This window comes from Frankia sp. CcI49, from assembly GCF_001983215.1.
Taxonomy (GTDB): Bacteria; Actinomycetota; Actinomycetes; order Frankiales; family Frankiaceae; genus Parafrankia; species Parafrankia irregularis.
On record NZ_MOWP01000040.1, the window covers coordinates 1 to 14,072 of the forward strand.

General features: G+C 67.3%; 10 protein-coding genes. 1 reads left to right on the forward strand and 9 read right to left on the reverse strand.

The annotated features are described in order from the left end of the window. The 9 genes from CcI49_RS33990 to CcI49_RS34035 all read right to left on the reverse strand — a co-directional run. A partial coding sequence (locus tag CcI49_RS33990) for an AMP-binding protein (protein ID WP_158230854.1) occupies positions 1–1,902 on the reverse strand: 1,902 nt, incomplete at its 3' end. Between the two features lie 341 nt (positions 1,903–2,243). Further along, on the reverse strand, positions 2,244–4,004 hold the full coding sequence (locus CcI49_RS33995; RefSeq protein WP_076833477.1) for an ABC transporter ATP-binding protein: 1,761 nt from the start codon (positions 4,002–4,004) through the stop codon (positions 2,244–2,246). Continuing rightward, positions 4,001–5,755: an ABC transporter ATP-binding protein gene (locus tag CcI49_RS34000; protein WP_054566323.1), complete on the reverse strand. Its 1,755-nt coding sequence runs from the start codon at positions 5,753–5,755 to the stop codon at positions 4,001–4,003. Before CcI49_RS34000 ends, CcI49_RS33995 begins: the two co-directional genes overlap by 4 nt. Next, positions 5,755–6,633 carry an ABC transporter ATP-binding protein gene (locus CcI49_RS34005; protein ID WP_076833480.1) on the reverse strand — a complete coding sequence of 293 codons (879 nt, stop codon included), beginning with the start codon at positions 6,631–6,633 and terminating at the stop codon, positions 5,755–5,757. The genes CcI49_RS34000 and CcI49_RS34005 overlap by 1 nt, the downstream gene beginning before the upstream one ends. Further along, positions 6,630–7,667, reverse strand: a complete 1,038-nt coding sequence (locus tag CcI49_RS34010; protein WP_241840390.1) for an iron chelate uptake ABC transporter family permease subunit — start codon at positions 7,665–7,667, stop codon at positions 6,630–6,632. Before CcI49_RS34010 ends, CcI49_RS34005 begins: the two co-directional genes overlap by 4 nt. A 68-nt stretch (positions 7,668–7,735) precedes the next feature. Then, positions 7,736–8,749: an iron chelate uptake ABC transporter family permease subunit gene (locus CcI49_RS34015; protein ID WP_076833611.1), complete on the reverse strand. Its 1,014-nt coding sequence runs from the start codon at positions 8,747–8,749 to the stop codon at positions 7,736–7,738. Between the two features lie 29 nt (positions 8,750–8,778). Continuing rightward, the gene (locus tag CcI49_RS34020; protein WP_076833482.1) at positions 8,779–9,765 is read right to left on the reverse strand and encodes an ABC transporter substrate-binding protein; all 987 of its coding nucleotides are present in this window, start codon (positions 9,763–9,765) and stop codon (positions 8,779–8,781) included. Positions 9,766–9,817: 52 nt separating this feature from the next. Continuing rightward, positions 9,818–10,360 (reverse strand): transposase, encoded by a 543-nt coding sequence (locus CcI49_RS40190; RefSeq protein WP_083749881.1) that lies wholly within the window; start codon positions 10,358–10,360, stop codon positions 9,818–9,820. A gap of 70 nt (positions 10,361–10,430) precedes the next feature. Next, a complete protein-coding gene (locus CcI49_RS34035; RefSeq protein ID WP_241840392.1) occupies positions 10,431–12,236 on the reverse strand; it encodes a siderophore-interacting protein in 1,806 nt (601 codons plus the stop codon). A gap of 255 nt (positions 12,237–12,491) precedes the next feature. On the opposite strand from CcI49_RS34035, the gene CcI49_RS34040 reads away from it, so the two are divergent. After that, a complete protein-coding gene (locus CcI49_RS34040; protein ID WP_241840393.1) occupies positions 12,492–14,006 on the forward strand; it encodes a helix-turn-helix domain-containing protein in 1,515 nt (504 codons plus the stop codon). The last annotated feature ends 66 nt before the right edge of the window (positions 14,007–14,072 follow it).

Genomic DNA, 14,072 nt, shown 5'->3' on the forward strand with positions numbered 1-14,072 from the left:
GTTCACCACCGCCGCATGCGACACCGCGACACCCTTGGGCCGCCCCGTCGTCCCCGACGTGAACATCACATACGCGGAATCGTCGGGACTCAGAGGACGCGGCAACACCGGCGCCTCGGGGTCGCCGCGTTCTATCCGGCGACGAACAGCACCCTCATCGACGACCACGGTCACCACACCCGCGGCTGCGAACACGCCCGCCTGAGCCGCCGCCGTCGCACCATCGGCAATGACCACCCGGGCAGCGGAATCCTGCAGGATCGCCGCCACACGCTCCGCCGGATACCCCGGATCCACCGGCACATACGCGGCACCCGCACGCAGCACCGCAGTCAGGGAAATCACCAGGTCCACCGAACGCGGCAGGACCACCGCGACCCGGTCACCCACCGTCACACCCCGCCCAGCCAGAAGCCGGGCCAGAGCGTTCACCCGACCATCGAACCCCGCATACGTCAACACCCCACCATCCGCGTCATCCACCACCGCGACCGCCCCMGGAGAACGCACCACCTGATCCCGGATCAGCCCATCCACCGTCACCGCCGGAACCACCACCCCCGCACCCACCGACCACACACCGGCCGCCGTGGTATCGGTCGAAGAGGGAACGACGGTGAGTTCGGCGAGTTCGTGCAGTGTCCTGCCCGCAGGGCCGTCGAGGAGGTGGCCGAGGAACACGCCGAACGCCGCAGCATGCCGGCTGGCCGTTTCTGCCGGCACGAGCGGAGACCGGCCGGAAACATTCATCCGCAGGCCCCGCCCCGGACTCCCGTAAACGGAGAGATCCAACACGCCGGTCGGCCCGGGATTGACCAGCTCAATCAGCCCCGGAATCCCCCCGAAAACCGGTGCCGCCCGGAATATCTTGATGTTGACCGAGGGCAGCGACAGGTAGGAAAGCTCGCCTCCCGTCCAGAGACGGGCAAGCTGATGATCCTCGATCGCGGAATTATCCCGTAGATCCCGGACCTGCGACCCCACCACCGACAACACCTCGCCGAAGGTGGCACCCGGGCGCAGAGCGGTCACGACGGGCAGCGCGCGGGCGACCGCACCCGGCACACGCAGCGACTCCGGCTCACCGCGCATCATCGACGGCACCCGCACAGCGAGGTAGTCCCGGTTCCCGGCAAGGGCCGTATACAGCCCCCACGCGGTGATGACGAGATCCGTCCACGTGCTCCTCACCTGCCGCGCCAGCACACGCAGACGATCATCAGCCCCCGCCCGAAGCGCCACGGGAACAGGCCGGTACGAAAACGAGAACAGATCAGCAGGYGCGCTTCCCGCAGGCTCGGAAAACACGTCGACAGCAAGCACATCACGCCAGTAACCAACAATGTCGGACCCACCCGGCGACGATGCCGACCCCGCGACGAGATCCTCCAGACGACCGAACCACCTCGGCGGCGCAGGGGTCGCATCGACCGCAGCCGAGTACAGCTCCGCGACCCGGCGGATATAAAGAGAMGTGCTATACCCGTCAAGCAGAAGATTATTCGTCGTGAACGACCACACCCACCCCCCACCGGCGCGTTTGAACAGCGTCGACGACGTGAGATCCGCAACCGCCGAAGATTCCCGCGCACYCACCCCGGCGCGAACCACGGCCCGGATCTCCTCATCGGTGAGCACCTCCTCGGGAACCACCGTCCGCAGAGACAGCCTCCCACCAACCGACTGCGAAGGAGCCCCGTCATCGTCATAAACGACCACCCGCAGCGCCTCCGTCTCCGCGAACGCCCCACTCACCGCGTCAGCGAACACCCCGGCATCGACAGGCCCGTCAAGCCACACCAGGTCGCACACACAGAACGCGGCAGAACCGGGGAACAACCGCTGCGCCGCCCAGTTCCCGCGCTGGGCAAACGAAAGAGGCAACCGCTTCCCACCGCTCACCCCCCGACCGGAAGGCACCGCTTCCCCAACCGATGGACTCCCCGCATCCTCACGGGAATCCCCGCTCATCGCGAACCCTCACCGCGCTGACCATCCATACCACCAGTGTAAGGTAACCTAACCTAAATTTACACGGATTGACGAGACTCGCATCGACGAGACACTCGCGAGAGATGCCCGAGAGCGGCAGCACGTACTTCACAAGAGAATGCCCGCTTAGCACCTGAGTTCGGTCACTGGTTCGACTTTGATGATCGCTTGATGCGCTGAGCTGGAGTCGTAGGTGCGCGGTGGGCTTTTCTGCGGAACTAATGCCGCAGCAGCGAAAGTTCACCTCATCCCTACCCGTTCGCTCCAGCTTCCTGCCCGGCCCGCCATGCCGACCAAAGCGCGGCATACGCCCCGCCGGCGGCGATCAGCTCTGTATGGGTTCCTCGCTCGGCGATACGGCCGTGCTCCATCACTACGACCAGATCGCAGGCGGCGGCCTGCGAGAGCCGGTGCGCGATCACCAGTCCAGTGCGTCCGGTCAGCGCAGCGTCGGCGGCGCGGTCGAGCAGTCCGGCATACGCGGAACCTGCCTCGGCGGTGGCCTCGTCGAAGATCGCTAGTTCCGGGTCGGCCAGCACCAGGCGAGTGAGCGCCACCTGTTGTTCCTGTGCGGCGGTCAGCTCGTACCCGCCACCACCGAGCACCGTGTCAAGGCCGTCGGGCAGCAGGTCGAGCATCCCCGCGGCCTGGGCCACTTCCAGCGCAGCCCCTACCTGGCCGTCGGTGGCATCCGGCGCGGCGAGGGTGAGGTTGTCGCGCAACGTCCCCGCGAACACGTGCACTTCCTGCGTGATCATCACCGTGCGCTCCGGTCGGGCCACGGTCCCGGCGCCGGGCCGGTGAATGCCGGCGATCACCGTGGCCAGCGTCGACTTGCCCGCACCCGACGAACCCACGACGGCGACCCGCTGACCGGTGGGGATGTCGAGGGTGACATCGGCAAGTACGCGGGGGCCGGCCCCGTAGTGGAAGGAGACCTCGCGGAGATGGACGCTGCTGCTCGTTGCGACGCCTGGCGCGTCCACGACGGGGATGGTGGTGACTCCGACCATGCGGTTCAGCGACGCGAGGGCGGACTGCAGAGTGTCGATGACGAACAGCAGCTGGTTGACCGGGTTCAGCAGGCGTAGCACGAGCAGCATGGCGGTGGTCGCGCCCCCGACAGTCGAGGCTCCGTGGTCGATCAGGACGAAGCCGACGACGAGCACGGCGGCCAGGCTCAGGCACTCGCCGAAGTTCAGGCGGGTGTTGAGCATGCTCTGCACGGTGCGCGCCCGCAATGCCTGCACCGATACGCCCCAGGAGGTGGTGGTCACGGCGCGGTGCCGCTGCTCGGCAAGCCTGAATCCGAGGACGGTGGCGTGGCCGCGCTGCGATTCCAGGATCTGCTGGGCACGCGCGCTCATCGCCGCACGCTCGGCCAGGTACACCCGCGGGCCTGTTCGCAGGTACCACCGCATGGAGAGCAGGTATACAGGCAGCACGACGGCGAGGGCGGCGGCGTAGGGCCATTCCACCGCGGCGAGCCCGCCCAGCGACATGACGATGGTGAAGGTCGTGACGGTAAGCGCCGGGATCACCGCGGGGGCCGCATCGGCAACCGCGGTGACGTCGTCGCTGGACCGCGAGATCAGATCCCCGGTGCCGGCGGACTCGACGACATGCTGCGGCAGCGTGAGGGCACGGGAGACCAACTCCTCCCGCAGCCCGGCGAGGATGGTGTGGTACATGCGAGTAGCCAGGACGATTGTCGCCGCCGTGCCAGCGGCACCGAGAATGGCCGAGACCGCCATGATCGCCGTGACGATCAGCACGGTACTGAGCTCGGCGGTGCCTTCCTGGACCCGATCGATGAGGAACCCGATCGCGACAGGTCCGATCAGGTCGATGGCGGTGCTTGCGATTCCCAGCACCACGAGGGCGGCCAGACTGCGTCGATGCCCACGGCTGAGCCGCCACACCTCCCGAGCGGTCTCACGTCCGCCCGCGACCGGCAGCGCGTGCTCTGTCGTCGGGGATCCCCCGGTCGTCGTCGCGGATCCCCCGGTCACAGCGCCGCCCTTCCAAGCACCGGCATGTTGTCGAGGAGGTCGACGACACGGTCGCAGCACCCAAGCAGGGCCGGGGACGAGGCGATCAGCAGGGTTGAGCGATCTGTGCGGATACCGACCAGCCGCTTGGCGATGGTCTGCTCGGTCACCGAGTCGACGGCGGTGGTCGGGTCGTGCAGCACCAGCACCGGAGTGTCGGTCGCGAAGGCTCGAGCGAGCGCAACCCGTTGACGCTGGCCACCGGACAGGCGATTGCCGTTCTCACCGACGGGAGTGTCGAGATCGGCTGCGAAGTCCTCACAGGCAGCCGCCCACACTGCACTGTCCATTTTCTCGGGCAGGCAGGCGGTGACGGCGAGGTTGTCGCGGATGGTGCCGGTGAACAACGTTGCCCGATGAGGTGCGGCGGTGACCAGGGAACGGTACTCCGCTGGGGTCAGTTCGTGCGCCGGCCGGCCGTCGAGACGCACCTCGATGTCGTTGGCGGCCCACGGGTTCAGCAGCGCGTCAGCGATGCGGGCGGCGATCCGATCATCGGCATGCACTCCCACCAGCTCACCGGGCTCCACCCGGATTGACGCACCGGGCACGCCGACATCCAGAACGTCGACATACGGCGCGGAAAATTCCTGGACAGGCGGCGGCGTGCACCGCTGTCGTATCGCGTCATCGTGCCCGGATGCGGCGGTGCCCTCGTTCCTGAGCACGTCCATGATTCGCGCGGCGGAGGCGCGGGCGCCCGCGAGATTGGGGATGGAATAACTCGCGATCGCCTGCATCTGTGGCAGCAGCGCCTGGGTGAGACCACCCGCGGCGATCAACTCACCGACGCTCAGCTGCCCATTCACCGCGAACCAGCCCGCCAGCCCCGTCACCGCGGCGACGAACACGCCATTTACCGCACCGGAACCCACAAGAAACCTGCCGAGTAGCCCTGCGTTGCGCCTGGCGCCGACCAGGGTCTCCCTGCTGGCCTGCCGGTATCGCCTGGTCGCCTCGGCCTCGGCGCGCACGCCCTTGATCACCCGGTACCCGGCGACCAGATCGGTGGCCCGTCCAACGGTGTCAGCGAGGAGATCCTGGTATTCGCGGGTGTCGCGGGAGAGACGTTCGCTCAGGAGGCCCATCAACCAAACCGCCACGGGCGCGCCGAGCAGCACCATGACCCCGAGCGGCCAGTGCATCACCAGCAACGAGACAGCGATGAACATTATGGCGGCGACCCTCGAGATCGGCAGAACCACGAGCATCCCGGCGTTGGCCAGGCGGAAGACGTCGTTGGTCATGGCCGAGACCACATTGTCCGCCGGCGCCCGCGCCGCGCTGCCGTCGGAATGCAGCACTCTGGCCGAGAGTGTCGCGCGCAGTCGGTGCTGCAACAACTGGACCACATACGTGTTGAGCCGATTCGTGAACCTGGCCGCCGCCGTCAGCGCTACGTACAAGGCCACCAGCGCACCGAGCCAAAGCACCAGTTGCCCAGCGTTCCCGGTCACGAGCGCCCGGTCGATCGCGAGCCCCATCACCACCGGCACAGCCGACTCGCCCACCTGCCACACGATCGCCAACAGCATCGCGGGGATCGTGATGCGTGGCAGCGAGAAGATGATGCGCGCCACGAACTGTCCGGGACGATCACCATCCCTGACCTCGAACGACTGGACATCAGGAGGCTCGGGCGCAGCCTGTCCAAGCACCGGTAGCCACCGCGTCAGAGGTCCTCGCCCCAGCTCCATCGGATCGGTGCGCATCAACGGCCCTCCCGCACGCCTTCGCCACCGCGGTCACGGCCCAGCGGCACCACCGCAGGAGTGCCCGCCACCGGATCGGGCACCACCAGACAGCGCAGGCCGAACACCTCCTCGACCAGCTCGGCCGTCACGATCTCCGACGGTGGCCCCTCGGCGACCACGGCGCCGTCCTTCATGGCGATCAGGTGCGTGGCGTAGCGAGCAGCGTGATTCAGGTCGTGCAGCACGGCGACCAGGGTGTGGCCGACATGGTGCAGGTCGGTGAACAGCTCCATCAGTTCGATCTGATGGGTGATGTCGAGGAACGTGGTCGGCTCGTCCAGCAGCAGGATGCTGGTGTGCTGCGCGAGCGCCATCGCCACCCACACCCGCTGTCGCTGGCCTCCCGACAACTCGTCCACCAGGCGGCCGGACAGGTCAGTGACCGCGGTCTGGTCCATCGCCCTGACCACGGCCCGCTCGTCGGCCTCGGTCCACTGCCGGATGAAGCCCTGATACGGATACCGACCCCGAGCCACCAGGTCGGCCACGGTGATCCCGTCCGGGGCGATCGAGGTCTGCGGCAGCAGGCCGACCCGCCGCGCCACCTCCTTCGTCTTGTACGACTGGATAGCAACACCGTCGAGGACCACCTGACCCGCGGACGGCTTCAACAGCCGCGACAGGCCGCGCAGCAGAGTGGACTTCCCGCACGCGTTCGGGCCGACGACGACGGTGAACGACTCGTCCGGAATGGACACCGACAGGCCCTCGCTGATGATGCGCCTGTCGTAACCGATCGTCGCCGACTCCACGCGCAGGCGTGAGCCGCCGGGCGGCGGAACATGAGTGGGTACGTCTCTCGCCACCACAGGATCGAGGACGGTGTCGGTGTTCATAGGCGTCTCCTGGCTTCGGTGAAAAGCAGATACCCGAGGTACCCGCCGCCGAGAATGACGGTGATGATCCCCACCGGCAGGGGAGTCGGGGCGACGTGCTGGGCGAGGTAGTCCGCCACCAGACACAGCAGCGCGCCGACGAAGGCGGCGGGTGCGAGGGTTATCCCCGCAGTGCGGACGAGGCGGCGTCCGATCTGCGGCGCGACCAGGGAGATGAACGCGATCGGCCCCGATGCGGCCGTGACGATCGCCGTCAACGCCACCCCCACCACGACCATGCCGAGGCGGGCGGGCGAGACCCGCACCCCTTGGGCGGCGGCGGTGTCGTCACCCAGCTCCATCTGCCGCATGGGCCGGCTCGACATCGCAGCCAGCAGAAGAAGCACAGCGATGCCCACAGCACCGATGGCCACCTGATCCCAGGACACCCCGTTGAGCGATCCGGCGCCCCACGCGGCGGCTGCAATCGCCTGTTCCAGGTCGGCTCTGAGTATCAGCCAGGTGTTGAGCGAGCCGAGCATCGCCGAGACGCCGATGCCGACGATGATCAACCGGAACCCCTGCGCCCCTCGCCGGTAGGCGAGCAGGTACACGGCGATGGCGGTGGCCATCCCCCCCAGCAACGCCCCGAATATCAACTGCACGTAGGTGCCGTTGACGAGGAGGATCACGATCAACGCACCGGTGTAGGAGCCCTGGGAGAACCCGATGACGCTGGGGTCGGCGAGCGGGTTGCGCAACATCGACTGGAAGACCGCCCCGCTCACCCCCAACGCGGCACCGAACACCAGCGCCGCAACCACTCGGGGCGCCCGCCACTCGATCACGATGTCGTGGACCAGCCCGGTCTCCCCGCCGACCAGCGCGGAGAGCACCTGCCCAGGGCTGAGCCGGTACGAGCCCGTCATCAGCGCGAGCACCGCCATGCAGGCGACCGCGACCGCGAGCACCGCGCAGACGATGACCGAGCGCCACTCAAGCCGGACCGCGATCCTCCCTCGCCGCAGCACCAGCACCCGCCGCCCGAAATCCACCCGTACCCCGGGAGCCCTTCCTGTTGAGCGAAGGCGCGTTGATCCGGACCGAGAAGTAACGCCGATGCTCACAGTCCGCTCGCCTTCTTCCGCCGCACCAGTGCGATGAGAACGGGTGCGCCGATGAAGGCGGTGACGATACCCACGGGGATCTCGCTGGGCCGCATGACGATTCGCCCGAGGATGTCGGAGGTCAGCAGCAGGCACGGGGCGAGGAGAACGCTGTAGGCGAAGATCCAGCGCTGGTGCGGGCCGACGAACCAGCGGGCCACATGCGGCACCATGAGCCCGACGAATCCGATGGGGCCCGCGATGGCGGTCGCGCCTCCGGCGAGCAGTGCGAGCGCGAGGATCGCGAGGACGCGGGTACGGGCCAGACGGACGCCCTGGGCGGCGGCGATCTCGTCGCCGAGAGCCATCGCATTGAGTGGACCCGACACCGCAAAGGCCAGAACGAGTGCCACGGCGAAGAACGGCAGGACCGGCCACACCACGTCGAGGGGGCGCCCCAGGATCGAACCGGCGGCCCACGACCGCATCGCATCGAACGCATCCGGGTTGGTCAGCTGAAGTGCCGACCCGGCGCCATCGAGCACCGCGCTGACACAGATCCCGGCGAGCACCATGACTCCCGCCGATTGACCACGTCGGGTCGATCCCAGGAGCAGGACCATGATCGTGACGATCAGCGCTCCGGCGAACGCGAACCACATGTAGCCACTGATATCGCGGATTCCGAGCACGCCGACGGCCACGGTCACTGCGAAAGAGGAACCCGCGCCCACCCCGAGGATACCGGTGTCGGCCAGCGGATTGCGCGTCAATGCCTGGATCAACGCCCCCCCGACTCCCAACGCCATGCCTACGACGAGCCCGACGATCGTGCGCGGCAGACGGTAGTCACGGATCGAGAACTGATCGATGTCGGACGACGGATGAAACAGCGCATCCCATATCACCGACAGCGCAATCGCTTTCGAGCCGACCAACAGGCTCAGCACCAGCAGCACGAGCAGTGTCGCCAGCACCGCGAGCAGACCGACGGCGCGCAGCCGAGGTCCGGATGCCGCCACCGCGGGCATCCGGACCTCGACGTCACTGGTCTGCGCCGTCATCCCGCCGTCGCGAGCGTCGCCAGAGCCTTGTCGAGTGAATCCAGGTACTGAGAGTAGGTTCGATAGCTTCTGGTGAAGCTGACATCGCCGAAGCAGTAGACGCCAAGAGCCTTCCCGGACGTCACAGCGGGAAGGGCCTTCCACGCGTTCGAGTCCGCCACGGGGGCGAAACCTTCCGCGACCTGACCCTCAGCGTCCACGGGGTAAATGAGCACATCGTAGTCGGACAGTTCGCCGATCTTCTCGAACGACCGCTCCTCGCCCCCTTCACCCAGATCGGGGATGTTCAGCGGAATGTCCGCGCGAGCTATCTCCGAGCACTGCGAGCCGTTGAGGGTGAACATCCCCGCGTCCTGCCACGAACCTCTGTTGACTTCGCCGAACGTGGTGTCCCGGATGATCTTCGAGTACTTACCCTGGAAACCAGCGAGTTTCCCTTCGTACTCGGTCTTCTGCTCATTGAGAGCATCCGTCAGATCAGTGGCATCCGCGGTCACGGACAGACGGGTCTTCCAGTCCGAGCTGAACCCGAAGAAGATCGTCGGCGCGATCGATGCCAGTTGCGACTTCATCTGCTCGAAGTCGGACTCAGGTGCGGAGAACAAGATGAGGTCGGGCTTGAGGGTGGCCAGCAGCTCGAGGTCGGCTTCGCTGGCGCCGGAGCCGAGGAGCTTGGCCGCTTTGTACGCGGCCTGCTGCTCCTTGGGCAGTAGATCGAGCACGGAGGCATCCACCTCCGTGACGCCCACCGGCTCGCCGCCGAGGTCGAGGAACGACACGGTCAGTCTCCCGAGCGTTGCAATCCGCTGCGGGTGCGCCGGGATCTCGACCGTGCCGTTGTCGGCCTCCACAGTGCGGGTCGCCCCGACCGCGTCGCCTTGATCGTTTTCGTCGTCGCCGCCGCACCCCGCGRGGAGGATCACGGTGCCCAGCAACACGGCGACAAGGGCCGCACTACGGCGTCGTGGTCTGGTAAAGGTCATGGACGCGTTCTCTTCCTTCTGTTCTTCATCCGGGTGGGGGTGGTGCGCCCCGTTAAATCCGGACAGTCATTATTGAGGTGATCCAGGGTGATGGCGGTGTCGATGACGGTGACGACCGCTGAACCAGCGCGGCGAGCTCGTCGCGGCGGGTCGCGGTCGCGGAGGCGGGACGGCCGCGCCGTTCATGGGACCCGGAGCGAGAAACCTGCAGCCAGGCGCACATCCGGGTGATGGACGGTGTGGGTGTGGCGGTGTTCGTGGTGGTGCGGGCGGCGTACTCCGCATCGATGAACTCGAACGTGTCGCTCGGCGACGATCCTCGTCGAAGCACGCCGCGGCTTTTCAAGAAGCTGCCCTCCATGGCCAGCTCACGGTTCTGCCGTTCGAGTTCGCGTATCCGTGCGTTGCCCGCGGCGGCCGGCGAGGGCGTCTCGCCCGGCGTGGGCGTTCCGATAGGCGGCGACCCGGACTCCGAGTTCTCTTCGACGACGCCGAGTTCACGTGCGACGTCGACGATCGGACGAAACACCTCGGGTATCATCTTTACCACCTCGTCCTTGAATTCAGGCGAGTATTTCCTGCGCTTTCGTGTCAACTATTTCATCTTCCGCGCTGCCCCTAATTTTGATAGGGGCAGCAGTCCGGCCGGAAAGGGGCACCACGGGTCAGTTGGTGTCGTTGCGGACGAGTTCGTGAACTGTGGTGCCCCAGCCGACGATGTGCGTCTCTGTGCGGGTGAGCCCCGACCAGATGATCACAGTGTCCAGTTCCTCGGCGGTGCGTAGACCGGAGCCATGTACCGCGAGTCCGATCAGGTCGGCTTCGCCGTCATGCTCATCGAGGTCGCCGGTGTCGAAGACCTCCTCGACCAGCAGCACCCGCCCACCCGGGAGGAGGTTCTCGGACACTCGGCGGAGAGCGTGGGCGGCGTCGGCGTCGGGTAGCGCCTTGAAGGCGCGGCTGACGAACACGACGTCCGATTCGGGGCTGGGCTCGAATACCGACTGCTCGGCCACGCTGACCCGTGCCCGCTGCTGCTCGTCGGGGATCGTGGCGGGCAGGTCGCGGTGTAGCCAGTCCGCCTGGGTGGGCAGCGCGCAGATTGTCACCCGCAGATCGGGATGTGCGGCGACGAACTCGCGGGCCTGCACGCCCGCGCCACCGGAGTGGATCACCAGGTGCCGGACGCCAGTAAGCAGGCCGGATTTGGCGATCGACATAGCCAGCGCGTGCTGGAACTCGGCCAGACGTTCCAGGTAGCGGTCCTCGTAGTCCTGCTCCGCCCGCACCTCGGCAAAGGTCTGACCCGTGACGGAGGCGTAAGACGACCGGCCAGTGCGGATCGACTCGGTGAGTCCGTGGACGCCGAGCATCTCCCGGCCTCCCACCCCGGACGGATGCAGGGAGTCCGCGACGAACTCGACGGTCAGGACTTCACCCACCGGCGTCAGATCGTAGCGGCCCGGTTCGGTCTCGGTCAGCACGTCCAGGGCATGCAGGTAGCGCAGCAGCTTGCCCAACGCCCGCTCGTCGGCATCCGCCCTGACGGCCAAGTCCGCCACGCTGCTGACACCACGCGAGATCAGCTCGGGAATGCCCAGCTCGACGGCGGTGCGGATCGCGATCGGTGGGACCAGTTCGGTCAATTGATGGAGCCTCTCGAAGGGCGTGATCGACTTCTCGGGGTCGGGCACCGCTCCGTCGGCCTCCAGGGCAATGACCTCGCCACGACGCCAGTACCCGGTGAACTCGATGTCCTCCTTGGGTAAACCCCGGTCCTCGACCAGATGGCGACGCAGATCCCGCACCACCGAGCGCTCTCCCGCGAACCACGCGAACGGTCGACCGTCCCACCAGCCACTGTTCCTGACCGCGTCCACCAGAAGCGTGGTCGTGCCCGCCTCGGCGCCGCCGCGCACCAACCAGGTCACCTCAGCCCGCGGCAGAGCCCTCAGCTCCAGCCGGTGAGCGTCTTCGGCGACCTCAACGAACACCTGCGCCCGCGCGTCATCGGGCAACTCCTCAAGCAGGCGGGCAATCGCGGGGATCGCTGTGTCGTCGCCGGCGACGAGAAGCCAGTCCGCGTCCTGCGGCAGCGCCCGCGATGCGCTCGGGCCGTGGAAGTGCATACGGTCGCCGGGTTGGGTGCGATACGCCCAGGTGCTGCCGACACCGATACCGTGCTTGACGATGTCCACGTCCAGTTCTCCGGTCGCGGGGTTCCAGCGACGGACTGTGTAGCTCCTTGACAACGGCCGGGGGTCCCTCGGCAGCTCGAGGCCCTTCTCCTTCTGCACTGGCAGCACCGGCTCGGCCTGATCGGGGTAGCAGAACACCAACCGAATGTCGTCGTCGAAGCCCGTCGAGTCGAACGCCGGCTGCGGGAAGCCGTTCGCCGAGGTGAACGCACGAAGTTGCTCGCCACCCAACGTGATCCGCCGCATCCCCGGCGTCAGGTCCACCACCCGCACCACCTCGACCTCTCGCAGGGTCAGCGGGTGCACGGTGAGCCCACGTGCGGTCTTCGGCATGCCGAGGGAAGCCCCTTCCAATCGCGTCTGGGGTGAGGAGGCCGCGCGCCGCCAACGGCAGAGGGGCCACTGGTAAGGTACGGTAAACCTCACCACACTTGGGTACGCAGGTCGCCATATAGTTAGGACATGATTGGCTCGTCTCCACCGCCGATAGCGGGAGCACGGATGGTTCCGGTGGAGCGCCCCAGTCACATGCTGATCTGGGTCCGCGCCGGTCGAGCGCGGGTGCTTCTGGACGGCGGAACGGAGTTCTCTCTCGCTGGCGGCGAAGGCATCTGGATGCCTCAGAGTTACCGAAACCGCGCTCTGACGATCACCGAGCCCGGCACGGTCGCTTTCCCGTACTGGCTCGACGCCAGCGTCGGGGCCTGGGCGCCGACCAAACCGATACGGTTCGACGTCCCCGATGACTGGCAGGACTGGCTGATCCAGTACTTCAACCTTCAGGTCACACCGTTCACCGGTCACGGGTATTCGCCTGGCGGGGTGGCCGATCTCCTTCGTGGTCTCGGCACACGCCCAACCTCACCTCCGCGCGGCGGGGCCACCGTTCCTTCGGCACTGCTCGATCCCCCCACCATGCCGAAGGCCGCCGGAGCGAGAGCAGTGGCCGAGGAACTGATCCGCGACCCCGCGCTCGACCTCACCGTCAGGGAATGGGCGACCCGGGTGCCCTCAAGTCCGCGCACCCTGTTGCGCGAGTTCCTCGCCGATACCGGGCTCACCTTCGAGCAGTGGCGACTGCACTGCCGGCTGACCGCCGCCGTCGAGTTTCTGGCCGCCGGGTACGACGCCGATCAGGCGGCAGCGCGAGTGGGCTTCGCCAGCCGCGGCGGTTTCCGGCGCGCGTTCCAGCAGCAGTTCGGGCTGACCCCTCACGAGTTCGCCAGGGAGCTCGCCGCCCGCGCTCTTGCCGGTGGCCTGACCGGGCGGGCCAGCGCGGCACGCCAGGCTGACAACTTCGTGCGCCTGATGCGGAGAGGCGGTGCCGCTGCCCATGCGCCCGATCTGCTGCCCGCCGCCCGCACGCCCCTGCACGCCATGGACAGTCACGTGCTCAGTTGGATGTATCGCGGCAGCGGTTACCTCGACATCGACCTTAGGCGCTACGAGCGACTGCGTGGCGTCGCGACTTGGATACCGGCGGGAGTCGAGCACATTACCGGGCTTCGCCAGGACTCCATCTCGCTACCGCTCGGGAACGCCAGCACCGCCGATCTCCAACTGATCGAACCGATCCAGGTGCAGTTCCCGCGAGCGTGGGACGACTACCTGATGTTCTCCTCCATCAGCGCCCGAACCTCGCTGCGTCCCGTCGGCTATGACCCGACCCGCATCATCGACCTGTTCGCCGAGCAGGTCGCCGCGCAGCGGGCGCTATCGGTGCCGATGCCCACCGAGCCGCGTTTGCGCGAAGCTGCCATGGACTACCTTCGCCGCATCGGGGTCTCCGCTGGATCGACCGACTTCGACCTGCCCGCCGACGTCCACCGAGCGTTCCACGAGCAGACCGGAATGACCTTCGCCCGCTGGCGCTACGCGGCCCGCATGCGCATGGCTCGCGACCTCCTCGTCGGCGGCGCCAAGCCCAGCGCCGTCGCCCGCCGCGTTGGCTATGCTCACCTACCGACCTTCAGCGCCGCCTTCACACGCTTCCACGGACTCTCACCGCGCGAATACCAAGAGCGCGAGATCGGCACCGCTTGATCAACGCCATCGATGTGAGCTGCCGTTTCCATCGGCCGCATGATCCTCCAGATACTGGCGATGTTC